This window comes from Mesotoga infera (assembly GCF_900157305.1).
In the GTDB taxonomy this organism is placed as follows: Bacteria; Thermotogota; Thermotogae; order Petrotogales; family Kosmotogaceae; genus Mesotoga; species Mesotoga infera.
Map to the genome: position 1 here is coordinate 1,765,674 of NZ_LS974202.1, position 23,818 is coordinate 1,789,491.

The window sequence follows — 23,818 nt, forward strand, 5'->3', positions numbered from 1 at the left end:
ACTATCTTTCCTTCCAGAAAACCAAGAGCTGGACTCTCTTCAGTCTATTCTCAATTCTACGATTCTTGCCCGGTATATGAAAACATCGTGAAACCTCTCGAAGGGAGCGAACCGGTTTTTCAGAAAGGGGTCGAGTTCCACGCTTTCGGGCACCATGGTGTGAACGCGGGAGTAACCCTTTTCGTGGGCGTACCCGGCAAGCAACGAAAGAAAGTTTTCGGCATCTTCGCCCTTGCCCAACTCTATGTAGTTGATCTCCATGCAATCGGAAAATTTCGGGTTTCTGGAGACTACGGCCATATTGTCATTCCGTCTTAAGATTTCCGGCTCTTTCAACCAGTTTCTCTTTTGGCCGATCTCCGGAGGAACGAAAAACCAGTCGTTGCTCATGTAAGCCTCTATCTCCGGGATCTCCTGGCCAATCTGCAATCCTGCGTATTTCAATTCAATCTCAAGATCCACGGAGGGCTTGAGTTCCAGCTCCAGGTTCGTGAAGACCGCTACTCTTGAGAATCCCAGAGATTCGTTGATTTTGATCGAGGCTAGATTGTCGAAGTAAGTCGAAAAGTAAAGTTCCTTCAGTCCTTCATTCCGGGCCAGTCTCATCATTTCTACAGCCAGTTCTCTGCCATATCCCTTTCCCTGAAGCTCGGGTTTGATCCTCATTCCTTCTAGCCAGCCTACCGCCGGCGAAAGACGCCTGAGGTTGGCCACGCCAACCAGAGCTTCATCCTTCCACATCCCCATGAAATGACAGTCACTGTCGCTAACCCAGGAGTCGAAGGCTGCCGGGATATAATCGTCGCCCTCCCATATATCTTTGACAACCTCGAGAACATTTTCCCTGTCTTTTAGTTCGAGTTCTCTAATCATATTTAACCCCTGTACTCTTTGATGATATAGTGGGAGGTCATAACCCTCAGGAGAGCACCGTAAGACATTCTAAACGGTATCTGGTCGTCCACTGAAAGCTTTTTTGGGCAGTCGGTAACGTCCAAAATAAGATGATCGCTGGAGGCGTGAAGGACCCGGCAACCTTCAAGCATTGGTGTAAGTCCTGATGGAACTACGTCCTGCTCACCGATATCCAGGATAGCTTTCAACCTCTCACCCATGTCCTCAAAATGGGGCTTCCTTCCGAAGGCATCCGATCCTATTTCTCCGATCGGGACGGAAGGTTTTCTCTTTAGCTCCAAAACAGTTCCATAAAGAGTGAAGGTCTCCCTGGTAGTTCCTGGTACGGCGCGGTTGTTGGTCACGTCGGTGCCACACATGATGGATTCACCGAGTCTGTAATGGTTGATTCCTCGCGGGAGTGTTCCGTTCTCTATCAGAGGTAGCGATGCGGTATTTCCGGCCGAATACCTCTCGATCTCGACACCGGCTTCCCTGCACAGCCTATCGCCCAGCTCGAGAAGTATCTCGAATTTTTCCGGTGTTGCGATCACACCGCCGAAGCAGCCAAGGTTCGTGCCGATACCGGCGAAACTCTGCCCCGCTATCTTCACCGCCTCTCCAAGCTCTTCGAAGGCCCGGTCGTACATCACACCTTCTCTGAGGTCACCGGTATCCACCATGTAGATGAACTTCAAGCGGCGGCCCAACTCTTCTGAGAGTTCCTTGAGAGCCTTCAGGGATTTCAACTCGCTCAGGAGGACGTAATCAACCGATTCAACGACTTTTCTATAAAGCTGCGGAGAGGGGAGACGCAACAGGAGGAAGGTGGGTGAGAGGCCTGACTTCCTGATTCTGTCGATGTTCTCCAGTCTCGATTCTCCGATCTCTCGCACACCGGTTTCGATTATCTTCGAAACTATTTCGGGGTCGCCGCAGACGACCTTCGTTACGGATGTCATCTCCACACCAGCTCTTCCCGTCAGATTCAGCAGATAACGGGCGTTATTCGCTATGTTCAGTTTGTTGATTACCACGTAAGCCATGCGATCACCTCTCAAAGAATTATACGAAACCCGGCGAACAACTTTCAAGGAGTCCCTTCTATCATATTCGATCGCTATCGTATAATAGCTACATCATGGATGAAAACAGGGGAGCTTACCTCGTTTTACTCGAACTTGAGCGTAGAACGTTGATTTCGGCCGGTGCAAGGGAATGGGAGCTCGAGCCGGGAATGTATATATATGTGGGATCGGCGATGACCTCGCTTTCGGAGAGAGTGGGGCGCCACCTGAGGTATGAGAAAAAGAAACACTGGCACATAGATTATCTCAGGCAGGAGTCGAGGGTGCTGGCTGCACTTCTCCTTCCCTCCGACGTGAGGATGGAAGAGGAGCTTTCACGGTTTGTCTCCAAATACGGCGAAGGCGTGAAAGGTTTTGGTGCTAGCGATTGCAATGTAGACTCTAACCTTTACAGAATAGAACTGGAAGCTGTTTCGGAAATATTCTATGCGATAGCAGAAAAACTGGAGGGAGAGAGATGATAGCTTTTTTGACTGACTGGGGGCACGACAGTTACTACGTCGGGGTAGCCAAGGCTGTGATAAGAGAAATAAACAGGGACGTGGAAATTCTCGACATCTGCCACAACATAAAACCTTTCAGTGTAAGGCACGCCGCTTATGTGATAGAGAGGGTGATCAAAGACCTGCCGGCCGATACGGTCTTCCTGGCCGTGGTCGATCCAGGTGTAGGGACTTCTAGAAAGCCTGTGGCGATGGTTCTCAAAAACGGAATGTGCATGGTTGGACCTGACAACGGTATCTTCACGCTGGCTGCCGAGGGTTTCGGCGTTCACGAAGTGAGAGAGCTCGAGAACCGCCAATACCACAGGGGAGTTTCAAGGAGCTTTCACGGAAGAGATATCTTCGCACCGGTCGCCGCCCACATAGCCAGAGGACTGGCTGTGGAGAAGCTGGGGTCCAGACTGATGAACTTCGAATATCTCAAATACAGAAAGGCGACAAAAAGTGGAAACTCTTTCACGGGCGAGGTGGCCTTCTATGACGGTTTCGGCAATCTCGAGACCAACATCCCGCTATCTATCGCTGGAGAGCTGGAAGAGGGAGACATTTTAGAGTTGAACCGGGGAAGAAACCAGTTCAAGATAACCTTCGGAAACACTTATTACGATGTGAATCCCGGACAGCTTATGGCTCACTTCGATTCCAGCGGTTATTTGGAGATAACGGTAAATAAGGGAAGCGCGAGGGAACTCCTGGGAATGGACGAGGGAGAGCAGATAACGGTTGTCAAAGCCAGATAAGGTTCTTTTCGGTTCCGGTTACCACTACATCACGGGAATTGTAGTGGCAGGTGCCGGCTTGCTGGCCTCGTTGCTTATCGGGTTCAACGTAGAGAGTCTCCTGCTGATTATCTTTTCAGGTCTTTCGGCTACGGCCTTCGTTTACCTGGCGATCGTGAGACAGCTCAACAGGCTGGTCAAACTGATACGGAGCGGCGAACGGAAACCGGCAGTCGAACTTGAAGGACAGTTTCATGAACTGTACGGTTTTTACAGGAACCTTTCGCTCCAGGTGGAGCAGGAGAGGAATTACTACGAAAAGCTATACAGGGACTATTCCGAGCTGTTGAACACACTTAACATATCAGTGGTTTCACTCGATGGGAACGGAAATATTGATCTGGCAAACGAGGCTTTCGTAAAGAGCTTTTCCTACGGTAACCAGAACATGAGATATCTGAGGCTCGATCATTTCATAAGGAGAACCGGGCTGCTCTTTCCCCTACAGGAGGGTCAGTACGATGTTTACAGTAAGAAACTAGGCAAACGCTACCTGGTGACTGTGGCCAAAAAAAAGAGGAGCGGCTTCCTGGTCACCCTGGATGATAAGACAAGCCAGTGGAAGACTAAGCAACTCCTCGAGAAGACCAGGCGCTACGCCGTCGATGCCCAGACCGTCGCCGATCTGGCCCACGGTCTCAAACAACCCCTGGCCAACATGAGGCTGGCACTGGACTTGTATATTCGCACCAAGAAGGATTCCTATCTGCAAACGTTATCTAGTGAGCTTTCGGGCTTCCAGGTAAAGGTGGGCGGAATTTTGCAAATCTTCAGATATGGCGAAGAGTTCGAACGACTCGATCTTTCCCAATCGGTAAGGAAGGTTCTCTCGTTCATGGGACCAATACTGGCGGCCAGAAGTATATCTCTCGATACGATTTCGCTGGATGAGGGCAAGGTCCTGGTTCAAAAGGGAAGGCTGGAGAATGTAGTCAAGAATCTGCTCATGAACGCGGTAGAGGCAAGTGAAGACGGAGGAGCGATCGCCTTGAAGGTTCGTCGCTCGAGCGAGTACCTCACTCTTATTGTTTCCGACCGGGGAAAGGGCATCGACGAGTCGATACAGACCGAAGTCTTCAAACCATTCTACACGACCAAATCCGAGGGTTCGGGGCTGGGGCTGTACCTGGTCAAGAATTTCTGTGACGAGAACGATGTAAGATTGAAGATGAAAAGCGTTCCGGAGAAGGGAACGGTTTTCGTTTTGACTTTCAGGAGGAATGATGATGAATCGCAGGATTCTTCTGGTAGATGACGATCTGGCCTTCAACGGTCTTCTCGCGGCCGCTCTTCGCGAGGAAGGCTACTATGTGACACAGGTTTATAATCTGAAGCAGGCCGAAAAGTCACTGCTCGACGAGTTCTTCGATTGCGTGATACTGGATGTGAGACTCCCCGATGGCTCAGGACTGGATCTACTACCGGACGCCGCTCAAAGTGCGCCGATCATAGTTGTATCGGCCCATGGCGATATTAACACCGCCATAGATGCTGTTAGAAAGGGAGCCTTCAACTTTCTGGAGAAGCCCTTCGATCTTACCCACGCCCTGCTGGAGGTGAAGAGGTCGATAGAGTATTCGGAACTCAGCAGGGAGAGAGACGATCTGGCCGGAATGGTCGGGGGCGATACGCTCTCGGAGTTTGTGGGAAAGAGTCCGTCGGTTATCCGACTGAAAGAGACGATATCGATGATTGCTCCCAAGAAGGTAACGGTTCTCCTGGAAGGAGAGAGCGGAACGGGCAAGGAGATAGTCGCCAGGGCGATCCATCAGTTGAGCGGCCGGAAGAGGTTCGTCGCGATCAACTGTGGAGCCATACCGGAGAATCTTTTCGAGAGCGAGCTGTTCGGCTATGAGAAGGGAGCTTTCACCGGCGCCCTTCATTCAAGACCTGGTCTAATAGAGGAGTCAAGCAGGGGAACTCTCTTTCTCGATGAAGTCTCGGAAATGCCTCCCGCCCTTCAGGTGAAGCTACTGAGAGTACTGGAAACATCTACCAACCAGCGTCTGGGTGGCAACGTTTCGCGCAGGCTGGACCTGAGAGTCATAGCGGCCACTAACAGGGATCTGGAATCTTACGTGATTGGTGGGCAGTTCAGGAGCGATCTGTACTATAGGCTGAATGTGGTGAAGTTGAGGATCGCTCCGCTCAGAGAGAAACGGGAGGACATTCCCGTGCTGGTCGAATATTTTCTCCCCAGGCTCTGCCAGGAGCTGGGGTTAAGGAAACCCCCGGCGCTATCTGCCGGTTTGTTAGATGAGATGATGGGGTACGATTGGCCGGGCAACATCCGGGAACTCAGAAACAAGCTCCTCTCATTGCTTGCCGTTAATGGAGACAGAGAGATCCTCTCCTCGATAGGTTTGGAGAATCCTGAAAATGAGAAATGTATCGAAAAAGCTTTCGAAGAGGTATCGCTGGATGAGATGGAGAAACGGTATATCTCATGGTTATTGAAGAGACATTCGGGAAACAAGAGTGAGACGGCCAGAATACTGGAGATAAGTAAGAGTACGTTATACGAGAAGATAAAGAGGTGGGAAAGCTTTGAATGTGATAACGACACATCTTAACCCCGATTTCGATTCCTTCGCATCGGCTGTGGCCGCACAGAAGCTTTTTAACGACCACATGATTGTTCTGGGCGGCGAGCTTTCGCCCGCTCTGAAAGGCTTTCTCTCTTCCAGAGGATTGCTTCTCTCTTTCTACAAGATTGGGGAGTTGAAACTGGAAAGGCTGAATTCGCTAATAGTAGTCGATACTTCAGATATTCAGAGACTTCCCTTTTCGATAAGGCGACTTATAAATGCCGGCACGGAAGTCAAATTCTTCGATCATCACCTTCAGGCAACCGGCGTGAAACCCGGTACCTACCGTGATCTGGGAGCCTGCACCACCCTTATGTGCACTCTCCTGAGGAAGAAAAAGAAACAAGTCACGCAGAACGAGGCATCGCTCTTCGCCACGGCGATCTACAGGGAGACGGGCAACTTCACGCACGCCAATACAAAACCACAGGATTTGAGAACAGCCGCGTGGTTGCTGGATTTGGGCGTTCATCCCGACGAATTGGGCATTTATTCCAGCTACAGGTTGAGTCTATCGCAGCAAAAGCTGATCGAGACGCTTCTGCTCAACATCGAGACGGTCGATGTAGGGGGAGTCGAGGTGAGCTTCGCCAGAGCCCAGAGAGACTCCCTACCCAGCGGTATGAGTCTGGCAGTAGAGAAACTGTGGTCTTTTCTGGGCGTGGAGAACCTGGTGGTACTGGTGAAGGTTGGGGAGAGGATTTATTTTACGATCAGATCAAGACATATGAACCTCGACCTCAATGGACTCGGCGGGAGTTTAAGGAATGGCGGAGGAGCCTTCACGATGGGCTATTTTGAAGATAGCGACTTCGAAAAGGCTAATCTGGCCATCAGGAGAGCCTTCGAGAAGAATATAGAGAGGCTTATAAAAGTCAGGGACATAATGTCTTCTCCGGTCAGGACGGTTCTAACAGAGATGAGGATCGAGGATGTTCTAAAAATAATGCAGAGAACGGGCCACCACACACTGCCGGTGGTCGACCAGGACAAGATCGTGGGAATCGCCAGACACAGGAACGTGGAGAAGGCTGCCAGGCACAACCTGGGCGACAGGAAGATCGTTGAAGTCATGGACCCCTTCTTCGTTGTGGCTTCGGCGAACGATTCCGTTCAGTCGGTTACGGACAGGATGGTGGAAAACGATACTACCTCGGCACTGGTTCTTGAAAATGGAATTCTCACAGGCATAGTGACCAGAACAGATCTTTTAAAGAGTCCTTTCAGCCGTCAAAGGTTTTTACAGAGCAGGGAGCAGAAGGAAGACCAGAATTATGTCAAACTTTCGATAGCACGACTAATGGAAGAGCGCATCGAAGGTAGGATACTGACCATGCTCAGATTCTTGGGCGCAGTTGGAAGCGAGTTGGGTATGCCAACTTACATCGTGGGGGGATTCGTGAGGGACCTTCTGCTGAACAAGACGAACTTCGATCTCGATATAGTGGTCGAAGGAAATGCGAACAGTTTTGCGTCGGCCTTCAAGAATTACTTCGATATAAAGATAGTGGAGCACAAAGAATTTTTGGCCAGTTCGATGTTCTTTCACGACGGGTTGAGGATAGACGTCGCAACGGCGCGCACCGAGTTCTACAAGAGACCGGCCGCACTGCCGGAGGTAGATATGAGCACCATCAAGAAAGATCTTTACAGACGGGACTTCTCAATAAACGCTATGGCCGTAAAACTCAATCAGGAGGAGTTCGGAATGCTGATCGATTTCTTCGGCTCGAGAAACGACCTAGCCAGGGGAACCATTAGAGCACTTCACCCGCTGAGCTTCATAGAAGATCCGACTAGAGTTCTGAGGGCCATCAGGTTCGAGCAGCGTTTCGGTTTCGAAATAGAAGTAAGAACGGCGGAGCTCCTTAAAAACTGCGTCCGCGAGGACTATCTGGACAAAGTGGCCGGTCAGCGGCTGAGGGACGAGCTAAACAAAATCCTGCTGGAACCCCAGCCCCTTAAAGCCATAAGGCGGTTTTCGACGCTGGGTGTTATAGAGAAGCTCTTCCCTGGAGTGGTCTTCGACAGGCAAATCGATTTCGCAGTCGAGAAGTATTTTCTGAGGCGGCCGAGAAACATCGGTTATATCGGTGAGGATAGAGTGTTTTACACACTAATGATGATACTGTTGAGGTATAGTAGTAATGAGCAGGTTCAGTGGAATATTCAGCGTTACGGTCTTCCCAGAAACTTTCTGGAGAGGCTCAAAGATGCCAGGGAGAACGCCGACAATATCTCCCGAGAGAGTCCCGAAAGACCTTCGGAGTATCACCGCATGATCAAGTCGAAAAAGGCAGAGACATTGAACTTCCTGAACAGTCAGCTCGACGATGAGAGAGACCGGTCTTTCGAAGAATACCTGAAAAGACTCAAAGGGACGAAGCTGGCGATCGACGGTGAGCATCTGAAGAGAGTGTACGGTCTGAAAGAGGGGCCGGAAATAAGGGAAATACTCGATGCCCTGTATTGTGCGAGACTGGACGGGCTTGAAATCGAGAAGGAAGATGGATTTGTGAAAAATTTTCTTAGAATGGAGGGGATATGAATGAAAAGATTCAGAACGTTACTGGTGATTTTCTTCATCGCCGCTTTAGTGCTTTTTATCAGTTCTTGCTGGCCGATGCTTCCATCCATATCATTGACCATCCAGGGTAGCAATAGGGAACCAGGCAAGCCGATAATGGTAGAGGCAATGAACTTCAGATTCGCCCCGAACGCGACAGGTTATATCTGGAAACTTGAGAAATAACTGGGCGGAGGCGGCTGGCAGGACATCACCGCGCAGAATCTCAAGATCATGAAGAGCGCCCGATTCAAGGATGATACAGTAGTGGTCTATATTCCGACCGTTCCCGAGACGGGAAGGGTCAAGATAACTGCCAGAGCGACGGGCCAAGACGATGATGGCGCTCTCGTTACCGTGGAATACAGCCAAACGGTTTCCTACAACCCGAAGACATCCGTTCTCGTGGAGGTCTTCGAGAAGGCAGGAACGACCTTCGGACAGCCATCCACCTGGTTTGGTGCCTTCTCTTTCTCCTGGTCGAACAGAGTCCCCAACTTCGTCCGTTACAAAGAGGGCTTCCTGGAATCGGGTGTGGGATTCGATCCATACGCCCAGAGGTTACTTTTCGGGATCGATCCTACCAGCGCCGGGGCAATATACAACGCCGGCGAGGTCTTTTTCCAGGCCTGGACAAAATTGCCTAGCAACACATACTCCAACGCCCAGATGAGCACCATGTTCAACAACGCTCCCACCACTGGCGATTGGGCTGTCAGGATCGAACCCACCACCTTCAGCGGCTGGCGGGCGACAGGCTGGAAGGTAAAGGTCCAGAACATCGATCGCTTCACCGATGACCTGTGGCTTTTCAGAGCCAGAAAAAGCGATAACAGGGCCACACACCTGGTCAAGATAAACGGTTACTACGTACCCGGAGCCGTGGAGGAGTTCGTCGAGGAAGATATCGGCACATTCGTGAGTTTCGCCTTCAGCGAAGGCAATCTATTACCGCCGGGCAGCCATCTCTGGGATGAAGATTACTATTTCGGAGTGATCGCTGTACAGAAGACGGCTCCTTCCTCCCAGTACAACGAAGAAGACATAATTTTCGCAGCACTGAAGGGATCGGCCATGGTTCTCTTCCCCAACAAGAGCTGGTAGTGGGGAGAACGGTTTGAAGGAAAAAGTTCTCGTAGTCGATGTTGATCGTCTTGGAGAGCTGGTAACCCGCGACGGGCTGCTGGCTCTTCCTTTAGAGTATATAAAAAAAACCGTCGAGCTTTACGGATGTTTTGTCCCCCGCGAGGAAGCTGAAAGAGATGAAAGCGGCCGGCAGATAATACCTTATGTGATTCTGAGAAACGAAAAGAGGTATCTCTTGATGCGCAGGACGAACAGGCAGGGTGAGTCAAGACTTCATGATAAATACTCGATCGGGGTCGGCGGCCATATAAACCCCGAAGACGGTCGGAATCCCTGGCAAGCATTCGAGAGAGGTATGAGGCGCGAAATCGACGAGGAGGTGAATGTGGATATCTCCTCTCTGGAGTATCTGGGTATCCTCAACGATCTCTCCACGGCCGTGAGCAGGGTCCACATAGGGATAGTCTATATCGCCGGCGTAGTCTTTCACGGCTTCAACGAAAAGGACAAGTTCACCGGTTCGATGGTAGAATTCGAAGAGTTAGAAATGCACAGAGAGAAGATGGAAACATGGTCGCAGATCGTGATGAATTGGTTGAAGTAACTCTGAAATGCCCCGCGAAAGTCAATCTCTTTCTCCAAGTTGGCCGGAAGAGAGAGGATGGTTACCACGAGATACTGACTATCTTTCAGACGATAGATCTCTACGATGAATTGATCCTACGTCCGGGGGTATCCACTAGCTTTTTCAAGAGCGACACCGATCTTGCGTGGAATAGTTCGAACACACTTTATAAAGCTTTTAAAGCCGTGGAGAAGCACCTTGGCAAAGAGCTGGCTCTTGAGATGGAGTTAAAAAAGAAAATACCTACCGGCGGAGGTCTCGGAGGCGGCAGCTCCGACGCCGCGGCACTTCTGAGATACCTCGGGGAGACCTTTCATATCGAAAGAGAAGCAATTTTCGAGATTGCCTGCTCTATTGGGAGCGATGTACCTTTTTTTCTAAGGGGCGGTACGGCAATCGGAACAGGCCGTGGAGAAGTTCTGACCTTTCCCGGCGATCTGAAAGGCTACTCGGTAGATCTCTGCTTCCCGGGGATCGAGGTCTCGACTCCTTTGGCTTATGCTCTTCTGGGCAGATCGTCGGATAGACAGGAGTTAAGTAATAAAGAGGTAGAAAAGCTTCTCTCGGCGTTTAGGGAGCGTGATTTGGTGCTCATTGGCAAACTCTCGAAGAACGATTTCGAGGAACCGGTCTTTGCAAAGTTTCCGGTGATCGAGAGAGCTTACAATAAACTCAGAGAGAAAAGAAAGGCCATAGTAACCAGAATGACAGGGTCGGGGTCTACCCTCTTCTCTCTGTTCGAAGGGATGGATGGCGAATACAATTTCGTCACTTCAACAGATGGGTAAGGTAAGAAGGGCGACAGGAGCAGTTGTGAATGGTGAGTTGTGAATAAGAGCAGTATAAAGAATCACGGTCCTTATGACAAGAAGATTATAAAACTGTCATTCCGTAGGATATCTATACGGAATCTAGTTCTTATCGTCCTTTCTCTAAACAGATGTTAGAGGTGACAGGTTAGAGGTAGAAAGTCAAGATCTTATCACTCTTCACACCCCACATCTCTATCCTCTGACCTCAGTTTTACCAGGAACCTGGACGTGCGGCGTCGGAACTGTTCTTCTCATAATTTTTGCTCTGATCGCTCTCCTGAACGAAGAACAAAGTTCCTAGCTCCGCAACGAAGAACGACATTAATCGCTCTTCCCAAGGACGGATCCACGCTCCGGGACGAAGGACCAAAAACTGCTCTATAACTAGAATTCAGAAATGAGGTGTTATATCTGTGATATTCGATGGCCTGGTTTTGAAGAGAGTGGTCAACGAACTGCAAAATGTGACAGGTCAGCAGCTGCGTCAAGTTTATCAGACGGGTAAGAGCGAGTTCTTCTTCAAATTTTCCCGGTCTGGACTGAATGTTTCTCTTGACCCTTCTACGCCATACATTTCTTCCAGTGACAGAGATGAAAATTCCGCTTCGCTGGAGACACCCTTCAGTATTTATCTTCGCAGGCATTTGAACGGTCTCTTTCTCGAGTCGATAGCCCAGGAGAAAATGGACAGGATCGTGCGTTTGGCCTTGGAGGGAGTAAATGCCTTCGGTGAGAGAGAGAGTTACCAGCTGGTTATAGAATTGATGGGACCGGGTTCGAATATGATCGTTCTAGATGACTGGGGAAACATCATCCAAGCCTTTCGTGAGATGATAACCGAAAAGAGGACACTAACCCGTGGGGCCAGATATGTACCGCCCGAACCGAGGGGAAAGGATCTGTCGAACCTGCCAATCGGGGAGATCAGGAGTTTGATACTCGGATCAAGCGAGAAACTTTCTAAAGCGATATGGAGCACATTCTCCGGCATCTCAAAAAGGACTTCGGAAAATATAACCGGTTACCTGGGTCTGGAGGAAATCGCTCCGGCCAAGTTGGAAGATGAAAGACTCGATGAACTGTGTGCCTTTCTAGGCAAGATGGCAAGCGATTTCGACAGCTCCATACTATACACTTGCCTGAACGAGGGATTGCTGGAGATCTCGCCCATACCACTAGATTTCAAGGGAGATTGTAAAGAAATGCAGGCCTCTAAGGCGATAAACGAGGTGCTCGTCCATTTCGGAGTCGATAGGGAGATAGATCGCAGACGTAGATCGATTGTCGGAAAGCTGCTCAAGGCGATCGCAAGACAGGAAAAGTTGATCGAAAAGTTAGAGAAGGAATTGCAGGAAGTCAACGATTACGACAGTTACAGGTATTATGGAGAACTACTGGTGGCCAACCTTTACAGACTGAAAGAGAGAACACCCAGTATCGAACTCGAAGACTGGAAGAGCGGTGAAAGGATCAAGATAGATCTGGACGATAGACTCACACCTTCAGAAAATGCCCAGCTTTTTTTCAAATACTACGACAAATCCCGCAGGAAAGAGATCCAGTTAACCAGGAGACTGAAAGAAGTCAACGACGAAAGGGAGTATCTTGAACAGCTCGAAGAGATGGTACGGCTTTCAGAGAATCTGGCCGAACTGGATTCCTTCAAGGGCGAATTGAGACAGGCAGGGATCATCAGGGCGGAGAGCGTCGAAAAGAAGAGAAGGAGGATGCCTCCTTCCGGGCCGAGGATCTTTGAGAGGTACGGATTCAAGTACCTGGTCGGAAAGAACAACACACAGAATGACGAAATAACCAAGACCGCTTCAAAAGAAGACTTCTGGTTTCATGCCCGCGGGATACCTGGGGCTCATGTTATACTTAAGAGGGCCGGGAAAGACATTTCGGAGAAGGCGATACGCTTTGGCGCCGCACTCGCTGGACATTATTCTAAGGGCAGATTTTCAGGCAAAGTGGAGGTCGCCTATACGCTGGCTGGCAATATTATTAAGCCGAAGGGAGCAAAGCCAGGAATGGTGATTTACAGAAAGGCGAAAACTATCCTAGTCGATCTTTCTACGGATTTGGAGGAAAGGCTTTGATAAGACTTCCGTCGTATCTATTCTTCATCGGAGGCTTTTTTTCTTACGCTTCGATCTTTTTCGCCAGTCCCACCATCTCTATGACGATGTCGATCATCGGTATGATCATTAGTCTCTACATATGGTACGTTCTGGCCCGCAACAGAGATATGCACCTCAAGATGATGAAGACAAAGAAACTGATCGTTGAACAAGACTTGAGGAACCTGAAGATCTATACGAACGCGAGGTTATGGGTCATACTTTATTCGGCCTCTTTCATAGCTATGAACATTTCGGGGCTGTTCGTGATAAAGGCGATACTTGAAAATGTCGATATAACCCTGGAGGCTCCAAGAATGGAAGAATTGATTGGGGTGCTTGGAACCGGGTATGTGCTCTTCAGCTGGATCTTCTTTCTATCGGGAATAGCCTCAATCCTTCTTTATGCCAAACTGATAATGTTGTTGTACAACGACGAGATGAAGATACAATCTCTCGAAGGGAAAGCGAGGAATATTCCACTATTAGTCACCAAACCGCTTTCGGTGATTCTCGTACTGCTCTTCACTCTCGTAACCTACGGGCTTTTCAGCTGGTTTATGAGGTACAGGTTATATTCCTTTCAAAAGTTGCATAACTTCTTAGAGAAGAAACTCGAAAGAGAATCTATGAAATCGGTCATTATACAAGAGAGAAGACTGGATAAAGAAGTAAATAGAGAATCGGAGGAATTAGCCGAAGATCTGCTGAAAAAATATTCCGAGAGTCTGAGTCGTGTCAATGGACCGGAAGATCGCAAAGAAGTGATAGCCTTGCTCTTCAAGGATCTGGGAGATCTTAAGACCGATCATGCCAGATCGCTTCTCGATCAGTTGCTTTCGAAGGAGCTGCTTAGCGAGAACGAGTTCAACAGATTGATAAGGCTCTTGGTATAGGGAGGGTATTTTGAATCGATACAGAAACTCTACGATAGTCTTAATAGTCATAAACGTCGCCGTGTACCTTTTCATAGCGGTACTTGGCTTTTTCAAAGGTCCCGGAGGTAAAAGCCTGCGGGATCTAATAACTCTTTACGGTGGGGTCAGCAGGTACGCGCTCTCAAGCGGATTGATATACACTCCGGTTACGGCGCTTTTCCTTCATGGAAATTTCATGCACATTCTCTTCAACATGTGGGCACTCTTTCAGCTAGGTATGGTTGTCGAGGCCGTTTATGGAAAAAAGCTGTATCTGCTCTTCTATTTTGTGACAGGTATCGCCGGAGGATTAAGCGCCGCGGCATTTTCACCGGCCCTTACCATAGGTTCGAGCAGTGCGATCTTCGGGCTTGTAGGAATCCTTTTCACTCTGGGATTGAAGAAGGACACCCCGGTGATGTTGAGATCGATAACGGGTTATTCGCTTCTCCCTATAATTCTAATAAACCTCTTCCTCGGTTTTAGTATTCCGGGTATAAGCAACGCCGCCCATATTGGTGGTTTGATAGCCGGAGCGGCCATCGGCTGGTTCGCAAAGCCGGCCTATGCACGTTTTGGAAGACAGAGGAGAGTTTATACGAGGGTTACGGAGAAGAGTTCCCAGGAGGTCTCGCAGGAGATCCTCATCAAGTATCTACCGATTCTGAACGCCCTCAAGAATGGCGATTCCGAAGAGAGAACCGTGAGGTTAGCCCAGCTGAGAAGCGAGTTGAGCAACCTAAAGGATGAAGAGGTAGCTTCAAAGGTTCTTTGGGAGCTCTTCAAAAGAGATCTCATATCGAAAGAGGAGTTTGAGAAGCTGAGAAAGTTTCTATAGAAAATAAGAGCCCCTTTCGGGGCCCTTATTCTGCAAAGTCGCCTTCTATTGGCATCTGTGCATCTACGAAATCTTCAACGAAATAGATCTTTGGTGCTTCGATGCCGTTGAAATTGGTTGCGTATTCTGTGGTGTAAGCACCGGCGTTGATAAAATAAACGATGTCTCCGTAACCTATGTTCTTGGGTAGATCGATTTCATGGTAAATGGTATCCACGGAATCGCATGTCGGCCCAGCCAGGTGGAAGGAGATCTTTGTATCGTCAACCTTTCCTTCGGTCAGGACCTCGTACCTGAAGCCTTCTATAGTCTCCGTTAGACCATGAAAAACTCCAGCATCGATGTAAACCCATTCTTCGTCTCCCTTTCTGCTTCGAAGTATCACCTGGCTTACCAGAATGGCCGAGTTACCCACCATCGACCTTCCCGGTTCGATAAAGAGATCCAGATCGGTAACGAAAGACATGTACTTCTTCAGGGCCTTGTTTATAACGTCGCCGTAGGCCTTTACTGATTTGATCTCCCGAATGTGCTTAACAGGCATTCCACCTCCGAGGTTCAGCATTCTGAGGTTTATGCCTTTCGATCTCAGAGCCTTGAAAACCTGCGCAGCATCCTTTATGGCGTCGTCCCAGCTGTTGACGTTGTAGTTCTGGGAGCCTACGTGAAAGCTTACACCGTACGCATCAAGCCCAAGTTGATCGGCGTATTCGAGGATCGTGATAACATGGTTGACATCAGTTCCAAACTTCCTTGAGAGCGGCCAATCGCAGTCACCGCCGCTGGTAGCTATTCTTCCATAAACCTTGCTCCCGGGGGCGTGGGCGGCGATCTTCTCGACTTCCATTTCGGAATCGACCGCGTAGTAATCAATACCCACCGAATAAGCGAAGGCTATATCTTCCACTTTTTTTATCGTGTTGCCAAAACTCATTCTCTCCGGAGTTACTCCAAGGGAAAGGAGCTTCTCGATCTCTCCACGTGATGCTACATCGAAGTTGCTGCCAAGATCCCGAAGGGTTTCGATGATCCTTGGATGTGAATTCGCCTTAACCGCGTAAAACACCTGGACATTTCTTACATGGTTTACTATGTCGAAGTAATTGTTTCTAACGTAGTCCATATCCATTATCAAGAACGGTGTCTTTATTTCCATTGCGGCCTTTCTTACCTCAGGCGTTATGTGCACTACGGCATCCCTCCCATAAAATGATCAAGTTATTGTAGCACCATTAGTATGAAAGAATGCCAAAGATAAAATGTCAGTTTTAGTTTAAAAAAGTTACAATACTGAATAGCAATTTGTCAGCCACTTTCAGCTGCCAATCAGGAACTGGCAGATTTTTTCCAGAAACTCTCTGTCGGAATCTAAGAAACTATTTTGAAAATGACTGTCAATATCCAGTTCACCTATTACTCTCTCTTCCTTTATCAAAGGGAGTACAATTTCCGATTTCGTTTTCGGACTGCACGAGAGGTAATTGCTCTCCTTCGCAACGTCCGGGACGAGAAAGACGTTTTTAGTTTCGGCCGCTTGACCGCAAATGCCGATCCCAAAAGGTATCCTGGTGTGTTCTGTTGGTTCTCCCACGTACGGACCGAGTACGAGGTGATTCTCATCGTCGGCCAGGTAGAAACCTGTCCAGTTGTAGTGTTCTATGTATTTGTCGAGAAAGACCACAGTTTTTTCCATTTTATGCTCAAAAGACAGACCGTCGAGTTCCTTGATCAATCTTTGGAAAAGGAATGTATAGCGCTCTTTTCTCTCCTGGTCGTTCATTGTGTTTCTGACGTGTATCCGCGAGTAGTCGAGAAAGTCTTCCAGAGCCCTCGTCACTACTGCGAGAAAGTCGTCTATATTTCCACTCTTCCAGCAATTCAAAAGGTCTATCATCACAACATTTCCCTTAGAGGTAGGTACAATGAGATGCTCCTGCTTCCCCAGGCCACCGAGTATGTGGATTACGAAGTCCTCCCTTTCAAGGTGGAGGTCGGCAGACATGGCTCCAAGCGCTTTGAGAACACATGACTTTTCGCGGGGACCGGCTTCCTGCCAGTACTGTGAAAGTCTGTCTATCTCTCTCCTGTCAAGCCCTTCCAGCTCCATTCTCAACGATGAGTCGTCGAGGTTGTTTTTGTGCATATATTCCTCGAGAACCCTCGGATGCTTCTCTCTATAGACTAGCCAGAAGTCGTACCATTTCTCTTTAGGGTAAGCCAATAAGTTGAAATAATCGTAGGTGAAATCTCTGAAAATGCTTCTCATAGTCCTCCTTCATTTTCCTCCGACGCCCAGCAACACCATTGCGTCGTAAGTAGCCGGATAGAATCTTTCTTTCGAGAGCGAATCGAGTAGAGCGTAGTATTTTTCTATGTTGGCGAAGTTGTATGTAGTAATTACCACAGGGTTGTGGTAGAGATGTGCCAGAGAAAAAGCGTCCCTGACTTCGGAGGCTCTGGAGTTTATGAATAAGTATGTTTCGCGCTTCTCAATACCCGATATCTCAGGGATTATTCCGGTTGCTTCTACCTTTATACCGGCCTGTTTCAACCACTGATTCTTAACGGTCTCGGCGAAATTTCCCAGTCTTGTTTCGTAATCGGGTATGTTGTTTACCACCAGTATCGAGGGCGAACTAGCGACAGGCTCTACCGGTGTCTGGACCGTTGTGGCCGCGGGCTCTCTTGGAATTATCTGTCCGTCCCTGTCCAGGTAATAATCTATCTGGGAGAAGGTGATGGATCTGCTGCTCCTTAGAAAGCTGTAAGCGACTCCAAGGAGCGTCTTTTTATCTATGCTGATCTCTGTCTTGCTCATGACGTAATCGATCAGATCCAGGATCTTCTTCGGTCCTGCCTGTATGAGCTGGGAGACGAGTTGGTTTATGACGTACTTCTGTCTTTCTATCCTCCCCAAATCGCCTGTATCGTTACTTCTGAAGCGGAGGTATTTCAGAAGGTCTTCCCCTTCAAGGTAGTGAACACCTGTTTCAAAGTGGATGTGCAGGTCCTGCTGGTAGTCGTCGTGGTGCATTGGGATGAGCACATTTACCTGGATAGGGCCAGTGAAATCAGTCAGATTGTTGACCGTGTTGAAATCGACTATCATGAAACCGGATATCTTCCTTTTGGTGAGAGTTTCCACCTGTGAAATCAGTGCATTCATACCGAAAGAGTTGTAGAGGGAGTTTATCTTCCTCGCGACACCGTTATAAGTTATGATGGTATCGCGCGGTATGCTCTTGATGTTGAAAATACCGGCATCGTCGAGATAGAAGAGAGCGATATAATCGGTCCGACCACCGATAGAATTATTTGCCTTCCCTCCGGTGTCTATACCGACTATGAGAAAGCTCTCTTCCGAGGTCGTCAGGTTTGTAATGGAGAAATAAGCCCCTCTGAAGAGAAGAACCAGCAGAGAGAAGAAAAGAACCATTAGAACCATACACAACGAGAAAAGAAGGTACTGTGCTCTTTTCATCACCTTGCCAGTGCCTTTTTCACACTTTCTATAGAATCGTTCTTTATGTACAATCTGTTGACCGACTCGCCGGTTACACCGACTTTTATCTTCAACGGGTACTGAGTGAGCGTCTCCACCTGATAAGCCATCCTCGAAGATGTGCTCAGTCTTTTCAAAAGAACGGCCATGCCTTTAGGAGTAATAGTAGTCGAGGGGCTGAATTCCTTTATCGTCTTGGAAAATCCCCCAAGTTTCCAGTAATCGAGCAGCTTGAATCCTCTCATAGCCATTCCATCGATCAACTGAACGGCATTTGTAGCCTTGATTCCGAGAGATTCAGAAAGGTTGCTCAGGAGCGTGTTGGAGAGGCGCACGTAATATGAGTAATCACTACTCGTGTTTAGCCAGCTCTGGATAAGCTTCATTGCCGAGGCTTCAAGCTTTGGATCTAGGACCTCTTTGGAGTTTTCGATAGTTGAATAGACCGGGAAGGTCACCAGCGAGCTCCTGCCGTCATTTGAGGTCAACAGGTAGTAATAAGAACCACCACCCGGCTCTTCCAGGTAGAAGAGATAATCCACGTATCTGGCCTTGACTTCGTTGCTGTTATTGACACCGTTCATTGTCAGATATACATAGAGGCCCAGCGCCACCACGATAAATATGGGCACCAGGATCAACCACAGCATCCTCGGACCACGACGTCTCTTCGGCTTAATCAGAGACATAATCGGCACCTCCAATACAGTAATTCCATGCCAATACAGTTTCGGGAAGTAGACACTTCTCCGAGTTCAGTGACCATTGTATCTTCAATCTTATCACGTTGAGAAAAGATTTTTCCAGATCACCTTTCGCCAGTTTTCTGATCTCATCCGCCTGGGTGAACTGCCTCGTCTCTTCTCCCATATCGGCGACCATCAATATCTTCGCCAGTCTTGAGAGCGAGCGATAACCGCTTACATGCCAATATATCGATTCGAAGATATCGCCATCGATCCCGTACTCGACCCTGATATGAGAGGCCGCCACCTTTCCGTGGAGCAGTACGGGCTGTTTTAATTCAAGGGCGCACGGTTCGAGATCATAAAGGGCTGCCAGTCTCAACAGCTCGCCTCCGGGAAGGTCTCTGAAGATGTCGTGGCCCAGAGCGGCCAGAGAAGCTTTTTCTTCATCCTCACCGTGAAGTCTGCTCAATTCTACCGCGAGCCTCTCGACGCCCATGATGTGTTCGAGCCTGGATGCGGTGCAGAGAGATCTTGCCTTTTTGACTAGATCTTCGGCTACCGGAGAGTTACGTCTCATGATTATTCCAACCTCTCTTAAGAAACCCGCATTCGCTGACTTCATCTATAGATTTTAAACTCACCATCATCACCAGGATTCGCCGCTCTCACCTATTACTTCGAAGCCATTCCAAATGATTCGCTCGTAAACTGAATTGAAGAGAGAATCCAATTCTCCTCTAGTGTTAGCAACTATTCCAACCGTCACTTCAAACTCTTCCCAGCAATCATGACGACCCGTTTCGACTACGGAGGCGTTGAAGTTTTTCTTGAGGTCGTTAAAGACCGGTCTAACAACACCGCGTTTCTCCTTCAAGGAGTTTATGTTCTCGAGCTTAACAAGGTAAGTCATATAACCGAAATGCATCGACGCTTCCTCCCGAAAAGAAAGATTTCGCTGCCTTTATGACGGAAAGGTCCAAAGCTCCGTTCATAAAAAAAGGAGCCCCAATTGCAGGGCTCCCGGCAAATTTTCTGAATTATTTCTGTTCTTCAAGCTCGCGTTGGCGTTCGATCACTATTTTTTGCTGGACATCGGGCGGGGTTTCCTGATATCCGTTGAACTTCATGGTGAAGTAGCCTCTGCCGCTGGTTATTGAACTCAGCTTGTTCGCGAAATCTAGCATCTCGGCAAGAGGAGCCTGAGCGATGATTTTTGAGGTACCCTTCCCCTGGGGCTCCATTCCCATGGGACGGCCCCTTCTTGAGGTGATCTCGCCCATTATGTCACCGGTAGCTTCGTCAGGAACGAAGACTTCGATATCCATTATAGGTTCTAGAATAACAGGGTTGGCATCGGTCATACCGTTTTTGAAGGCCTGTCTGGCAGCTATCTGAAACGACATATCTGAAGAATCGACGTCATGGTAAGATCCGTAGAAGAGCGTGACTTTCGCATCCACGACTGGATAAGAGGCTAAAACACCCTTCTTCATAGCTTCGACTATTCCCTTTTCGACGGCCGGTATGTAGTTCTTTGGCACGACGCCTCCAACGATCTTGTCGATGAACTCGAAACCGGCTCCGCGTTCGTTTGGTTCTATTCTTATCTGAACGTGACCGTACTGACCGTGGCCGCCGGTCTGTTTCTTATGCTTGTATTCCGTTTCTACGGTCTTTCTGACAGTTTCTCTGTAGGCTATCTTCGGCTTGCCGACTTCAACATCGACCGAGAAGAGTTTCTTGAGTCTCTCTATCATGATGTCGAGATGGACCGAGCCAAGACCGCTGATGACCGTTTCGTTGGTCTCCGGGTCGTTTTCCCACTTGAAAGTCGGGTCGGACTCGGCAAGTCTCGCCAGACCTCCGCTTATCTTGTCTATGTCTCCCTTGGATTTCGGCTGAATAGATTTTGAGATCATAGGTTCGGGCAGTACGGGAAGATCGAGTTTCATCTGTCTATCTTTATGCGTTGCCGTGTTTCCGACAGCGCTTTTCTTCAATTTGCTGAGTTTCACTACATCGCCGACCGTGGCTTCATCGACCTCGATTTCTTTGAGACCCTCTGGTAGTATCACGTGACCGGCCTTTTCCTGGGAATCCTGATCTACGACGACAAAAGTGTCGCCCTGTTTAAGAGTTCCCGACAGGAGCTTCATATAGGTGAGCTTTCCAACGAAGGGATCAACGACGGATTTGAAGATGTAAGCCACCAGGGGTTCTTCTTCGGTCGGTTTGACTTCGATTTTATCACCTGAAAGGAGAATGGCGCTCCTCGGGGAACTTTCGGAAGTCTTTTTGCCTACGCTTACGACAAAATCTAGCAACTGGTGGACTCCGATATTTTTAAAGGCCGAGCCGAGAAGAACCGGAACAACTTCATTTGCCAGGTAAGCCTTTCTCAACGCACCAACTATTTCGTCGCCGGAGAGTTCCTCACCCTCAAGGTACTTCATCATGAGTTCTTCGTCGTTCTGCACAATGTCTTCGATCATCTTTGTCCTGGCCTCTTCGGCCATCTGGACGAGGTCGGCCGGGATAGCCGATTCACTGAAGGTCCCGCTATTGCCTTCGTAAATGTAGGCCTTCATAGTGATCAGATCGACCAGTCCCTTGAAGTTTCCTTCGCTGCCGATCGGAAGCTGAACCAGTACCGGGGTCCTCTCGAAGGTGTCTGCGAGATCGCCCAGAGTGTCCTGATAGGACGCTCTCTCTTTGTCTAGCATGTTGAAGAAGGCTATGATGCCCTTGCCCTGTTCTCTGGCTATCATACCGAACCTCTCCGTTTGTATTTCCATTCCAGCCGTCGAGTTTATGACCACCACCACGTTTTCACAGGCATAAATACCGTTGACCGTCTCAGCCATAAAATCGGCCATACCTGGAGTATCGAGCACGTATATTCTATTCTCTCCGTGAGTGAAACTCGTTACTCCCATAGAGAAGCTGGCCTTCTTCTCCTTTTCTATCTCTTCAGTATCAGTTGCCAGGATGCCTGTTCTATCAATAAGCTTGGCATTGAACAACATCGCATCCACCAGCTGAGTTTTTCCGGAGCCGTGGTGTCCAATGAGCGCGATATCTCTTTTGGCATCGACCGGAATCTTGTTCATAATCTGACCACCTCCAAATCTGTCTATTTACGTGTACCCATTATAACTACTGGAAGGGAAGGTATTCCAGAAGAAGGAGTGTTAACAACTTTACCTTCAACCATCATTATGGAGGACTTACCGCCATCCAGACACATCAGGGAATCGAAACCTTTGTCCTTGAAAAATTCTATCATTTCTTTCATGGATAGACCATAGCTGCTCTGCTGGTAACCGTCGATGACTATGAAAACTATCTCGCCAGTCTTCTTGATGCCCACCAGAGTTCTTGGGGCGCGAACGTCTATCAAGGATGAGGAGTAATAGTTTCGTTCGTAATCGCTTACCGGAACGCCGTCGTGGATTATCATCGGACCGCCTTCAACCGCAGAGACCAGGTTTTCTCCATAGGAGTTGATAAGTTTGAATTTGACGGTATTGCCGACGGAAATGTTTCCCGACTTCTGGACCGCCGACGGCGATAGGACGAGAACGTTAGTGCCCTGCTTTACGAAGGAGACGTAACCTTTCGAGACGACTCTTCCGGAGTTCTCGATCACCAAGTATTGGAAATCGTCGAATTCAGGGAGGGTATTTCTATACTCGTCAGTGTAGAGAACGACCTCTCCTCTGTACGGAGAGTTGACGCCGGTTATCTGTACGGTTCTTCCGCCGATTTCGGCCAGGTAAATTATATCCATCCTTGAGACGTAAACTCTACCCTTGTCGGTTACATACAGAGCCGGTCTACCCAGCGAGGGCAGACCCAGTACCTCTCCGTCTCTTATTAGCAGGCCAATGGGTAGGTTCTGATTCTGGTCGAAGTACCCGCCGTTGATCATTATTTCTGGCTTTCTTCGATTGAAGATATCGGAAGCCTTTTCGAGCGCGGCTATACCGTTGTAAGCAAGCTCGACCGAGAAGACGAGTTTCTCGGGATTCATTTCGAGATAAGACATGCTGAACCTGCGGCCATCGACATACGACTCATAAAGACTCAAAGAGTAACTGGAAGCGGTTTCTATCTGGACCATCCTGCCCAGTCCGCTCTTGCTCCGGAAAACCACGTACAATCCATCGATCTCGTACTCGATATCGCCCCAGGGTTTGTCGAAAATCAGGCGAACAAAGTCTCTTCCGGATGATATCGAAACTTCGTCGTAGTCAAGCAACGGATCGACCATAGCCGGGCGAAGGGTTATCGCCAGCGAGCCACTCCCGGTCCACCAATAGGTTATGAAGTCGGGAAGAACCTTCCTGTCCAGTAAAATTTTGATGCTGTCAACCTGATTGTCGATCTTCTTGATCCTCAAAGGCTGAGAATACAGCACCAGCGAGTTAGTTCCGCTGAAAATTGAAGCTCTGGTTATGACCGAGAGCAGCTCGGAATTTATGTACACCACACCGTCTCTTATCAGAAGAGCATTATCGAATTCGTTCCCGAATTCAACAGTTGCCCTGGAAGTTTTATGCGAAAGCGAAACAATCGCTCCGGAGGGCAAAATCATGATCGTCTCCTCCTGGCGGAGAGACTGGGAAATCACCACTCCTTTCAGCATTTTGTCGATGATTTCGATGCTCACGAACTCACCGGAAGGACTCGATATGACGACATCTGCGTAGGTCATCATCTGGCCTTTTTCATCGAGATAAACGAGGTTTTTCGAAAGGGCGGTGAGACAAACAACGGTGAAAAGAAGAATAAACAGACGTCTCATGATC

22 protein-coding genes are annotated in these 23,818 nt (G+C 48.7%); 12 read left to right on the forward strand and 10 right to left on the reverse strand.

Going from position 1 to position 23,818, the window contains the following annotated elements; genetic code table 11:
* Positions 1 to 39 precede the first annotated feature (39 nt).
* Positions 40 to 873 carry a GNAT family N-acetyltransferase gene (locus MESINF_RS07955; RefSeq protein WP_169699321.1) on the reverse strand — a complete coding sequence of 278 codons (834 nt, stop codon included), beginning with the start codon at positions 871 to 873 and terminating at the stop codon, positions 40 to 42.
* Positions 874 to 875: 2 nt separating this feature from the next.
* Positions 876 to 1,940: an alanine/ornithine racemase family PLP-dependent enzyme gene (locus tag MESINF_RS07960; RefSeq protein ID WP_169699322.1), complete on the reverse strand. Its 1,065-nt coding sequence runs from the start codon at positions 1,938 to 1,940 to the stop codon at positions 876 to 878.
* 95 nt (positions 1,941 to 2,035) lie between these two features.
* Here MESINF_RS07960 and MESINF_RS07965 point away from each other — a divergent pair, with 95 nt between their 5' ends.
* The 12 genes from MESINF_RS07965 to MESINF_RS08020 all read left to right on the forward strand — a co-directional run bounded on the left by MESINF_RS07965 (position 2,036) and on the right by MESINF_RS08020 (position 14,816).
* Positions 2,036 to 2,443: a GIY-YIG nuclease family protein gene (locus MESINF_RS07965; RefSeq protein WP_169699323.1), complete on the forward strand. Its 408-nt coding sequence runs from the start codon at positions 2,036 to 2,038 to the stop codon at positions 2,441 to 2,443.
* Positions 2,440 to 3,225: an SAM hydrolase/SAM-dependent halogenase family protein gene (locus MESINF_RS07970; protein ID WP_169699324.1), complete on the forward strand. Its 786-nt coding sequence runs from the start codon at positions 2,440 to 2,442 to the stop codon at positions 3,223 to 3,225. The genes MESINF_RS07965 and MESINF_RS07970 overlap by 4 nt, the downstream gene beginning before the upstream one ends.
* Positions 3,209 to 4,519, forward strand: a complete 1,311-nt coding sequence (locus MESINF_RS07975) for a sensor histidine kinase (RefSeq protein ID WP_169699325.1) — start codon at positions 3,209 to 3,211, stop codon at positions 4,517 to 4,519. Before MESINF_RS07970 ends, MESINF_RS07975 begins: the two co-directional genes overlap by 17 nt.
* Positions 4,491 to 5,837 (forward strand): sigma-54-dependent transcriptional regulator, encoded by a 1,347-nt coding sequence (locus MESINF_RS07980; RefSeq protein ID WP_169699326.1) that lies wholly within the window; start codon positions 4,491 to 4,493, stop codon positions 5,835 to 5,837. The genes MESINF_RS07975 and MESINF_RS07980 overlap by 29 nt, the downstream gene beginning before the upstream one ends.
* A complete protein-coding gene (locus MESINF_RS07985; RefSeq protein ID WP_231936915.1) occupies positions 5,818 to 8,400 on the forward strand; it encodes a CBS domain-containing protein in 2,583 nt (860 codons plus the stop codon). Before MESINF_RS07980 ends, MESINF_RS07985 begins: the two co-directional genes overlap by 20 nt.
* The gene (locus tag MESINF_RS07990; protein WP_169699328.1) at positions 8,401 to 8,604 is read left to right on the forward strand and encodes a hypothetical protein; all 204 of its coding nucleotides are present in this window, start codon (positions 8,401 to 8,403) and stop codon (positions 8,602 to 8,604) included.
* Positions 8,605 to 8,685: 81 nt separating this feature from the next.
* A complete protein-coding gene (locus MESINF_RS07995) occupies positions 8,686 to 9,522 on the forward strand; it encodes a hypothetical protein (RefSeq protein ID WP_169699329.1) in 837 nt (278 codons plus the stop codon).
* A gap of 13 nt (positions 9,523 to 9,535) precedes the next feature.
* Complete coding sequence (locus MESINF_RS08000) at positions 9,536 to 10,108, forward strand: NUDIX domain-containing protein (protein WP_169699330.1); 573 nt, start codon at positions 9,536 to 9,538, stop codon at positions 10,106 to 10,108.
* On the forward strand, positions 10,075 to 10,917 hold the full coding sequence (ispE, locus tag MESINF_RS08005) for a 4-(cytidine 5'-diphospho)-2-C-methyl-D-erythritol kinase (protein WP_169699331.1): 843 nt from the start codon (positions 10,075 to 10,077) through the stop codon (positions 10,915 to 10,917). The genes MESINF_RS08000 and ispE overlap by 34 nt, the downstream gene beginning before the upstream one ends.
* Before the next feature lie 437 nt (positions 10,918 to 11,354).
* Entirely contained in the window at positions 11,355 to 13,040 is a 1,686-nt protein-coding gene (locus MESINF_RS08010; protein ID WP_169699332.1) for an Rqc2 family fibronectin-binding protein, read from the forward strand.
* Positions 13,037 to 13,957: a hypothetical protein gene (locus tag MESINF_RS08015; protein WP_169699333.1), complete on the forward strand. Its 921-nt coding sequence runs from the start codon at positions 13,037 to 13,039 to the stop codon at positions 13,955 to 13,957. Before MESINF_RS08010 ends, MESINF_RS08015 begins: the two co-directional genes overlap by 4 nt.
* A 10-nt stretch (positions 13,958 to 13,967) precedes the next feature.
* On the forward strand, positions 13,968 to 14,816 hold the full coding sequence (locus tag MESINF_RS08020; RefSeq protein ID WP_169699334.1) for a rhomboid family intramembrane serine protease: 849 nt from the start codon (positions 13,968 to 13,970) through the stop codon (positions 14,814 to 14,816).
* 25 nt (positions 14,817 to 14,841) lie between these two features.
* Here MESINF_RS08020 and MESINF_RS08025 read toward each other — a convergent pair whose 3' ends face one another.
* The 8 genes from MESINF_RS08025 to MESINF_RS08060 form a co-directional block, all read right to left on the reverse strand.
* The gene (locus tag MESINF_RS08025; protein WP_169699335.1) at positions 14,842 to 16,005 is read right to left on the reverse strand and encodes a type III PLP-dependent enzyme; all 1,164 of its coding nucleotides are present in this window, start codon (positions 16,003 to 16,005) and stop codon (positions 14,842 to 14,844) included.
* 126 nt (positions 16,006 to 16,131) lie between these two features.
* Positions 16,132 to 17,082 (reverse strand): GAF domain-containing protein, encoded by a 951-nt coding sequence (locus MESINF_RS08030; RefSeq protein WP_169699336.1) that lies wholly within the window; start codon positions 17,080 to 17,082, stop codon positions 16,132 to 16,134.
* Positions 17,083 to 17,091: 9 nt separating this feature from the next.
* Positions 17,092 to 18,297, reverse strand: a complete 1,206-nt coding sequence (locus MESINF_RS08035) for an LCP family protein (protein WP_169699337.1) — start codon at positions 18,295 to 18,297, stop codon at positions 17,092 to 17,094.
* Positions 18,297 to 19,007, reverse strand: coding sequence for a hypothetical protein (locus tag MESINF_RS08040; RefSeq protein WP_169699338.1), 711 nt, complete (start codon positions 19,005 to 19,007; stop codon positions 18,297 to 18,299). The genes MESINF_RS08035 and MESINF_RS08040 overlap by 1 nt, the downstream gene beginning before the upstream one ends.
* On the reverse strand, positions 18,994 to 19,584 hold the full coding sequence (gene yqeK / locus MESINF_RS08045) for a bis(5'-nucleosyl)-tetraphosphatase (symmetrical) YqeK (RefSeq protein ID WP_169699339.1): 591 nt from the start codon (positions 19,582 to 19,584) through the stop codon (positions 18,994 to 18,996). The genes MESINF_RS08040 and yqeK overlap by 14 nt, the downstream gene beginning before the upstream one ends.
* 69 nt (positions 19,585 to 19,653) lie before the next feature.
* The gene (locus MESINF_RS08050) at positions 19,654 to 19,932 is read right to left on the reverse strand and encodes a DUF503 domain-containing protein (protein WP_169699340.1); all 279 of its coding nucleotides are present in this window, start codon (positions 19,930 to 19,932) and stop codon (positions 19,654 to 19,656) included.
* Between the two features lie 112 nt (positions 19,933 to 20,044).
* Positions 20,045 to 22,117 (reverse strand): elongation factor G, encoded by a 2,073-nt coding sequence (gene fusA / locus MESINF_RS08055; RefSeq protein WP_169699341.1) that lies wholly within the window; start codon positions 22,115 to 22,117, stop codon positions 20,045 to 20,047.
* A gap of 23 nt (positions 22,118 to 22,140) precedes the next feature.
* Positions 22,141 to 23,814, reverse strand: coding sequence for a phosphodiester glycosidase family protein (locus tag MESINF_RS08060; protein WP_169699342.1), 1,674 nt, complete (start codon positions 23,812 to 23,814; stop codon positions 22,141 to 22,143).
* Between the last annotated feature and the right edge of the window lie 4 nt (positions 23,815 to 23,818).

Excerpts from the sequence above, each read along its gene's own strand:
- MESINF_RS07990 (WP_169699328.1), top strand. The coding sequence starts at position 8,401 with ATGAAAAGATTCAGAACGTTACTGGTGATTTTCTTCATCGCCGCTTTA.
- MESINF_RS08040 (WP_169699338.1), bottom strand. The coding sequence starts at position 19,007 with ATGTCTCTGATTAAGCCGAAGAGACGTCGTGGTCCGAGGATGCTGTGG.
- yqeK (WP_169699339.1), bottom strand. The coding sequence starts at position 19,584 with ATGAGACGTAACTCTCCGGTAGCCGAAGATCTAGTCAAAAAGGCAAGA.
- MESINF_RS07970 (WP_169699324.1), top strand. The coding sequence starts at position 2,440 with ATGATAGCTTTTTTGACTGACTGGGGGCACGACAGTTACTACGTCGGG.
- fusA (WP_169699341.1), bottom strand. The coding sequence starts at position 22,117 with ATGAACAAGATTCCGGTCGATGCCAAAAGAGATATCGCGCTCATTGGA.
- MESINF_RS08050 (WP_169699340.1), bottom strand. The coding sequence starts at position 19,932 with ATGCATTTCGGTTATATGACTTACCTTGTTAAGCTCGAGAACATAAAC.
- MESINF_RS08035 (WP_169699337.1), bottom strand. The coding sequence starts at position 18,297 with ATGAAAAGAGCACAGTACCTTCTTTTCTCGTTGTGTATGGTTCTAATG.
- ispE (WP_169699331.1), top strand. The coding sequence starts at position 10,075 with ATGGTCGCAGATCGTGATGAATTGGTTGAAGTAACTCTGAAATGCCCC.
- MESINF_RS07980 (WP_169699326.1), top strand. The coding sequence starts at position 4,491 with ATGAATCGCAGGATTCTTCTGGTAGATGACGATCTGGCCTTCAACGGT.
- MESINF_RS07960 (WP_169699322.1), bottom strand. The coding sequence starts at position 1,940 with ATGGCTTACGTGGTAATCAACAAACTGAACATAGCGAATAACGCCCGT.
- MESINF_RS07965 (WP_169699323.1), top strand. The coding sequence starts at position 2,036 with ATGGATGAAAACAGGGGAGCTTACCTCGTTTTACTCGAACTTGAGCGT.
- MESINF_RS08060 (WP_169699342.1), bottom strand. The coding sequence starts at position 23,814 with ATGAGACGTCTGTTTATTCTTCTTTTCACCGTTGTTTGTCTCACCGCC.
- MESINF_RS08030 (WP_169699336.1), bottom strand. The coding sequence starts at position 17,082 with ATGAGAAGCATTTTCAGAGATTTCACCTACGATTATTTCAACTTATTG.
- MESINF_RS07955 (WP_169699321.1), bottom strand. The coding sequence starts at position 873 with ATGATTAGAGAACTCGAACTAAAAGACAGGGAAAATGTTCTCGAGGTT.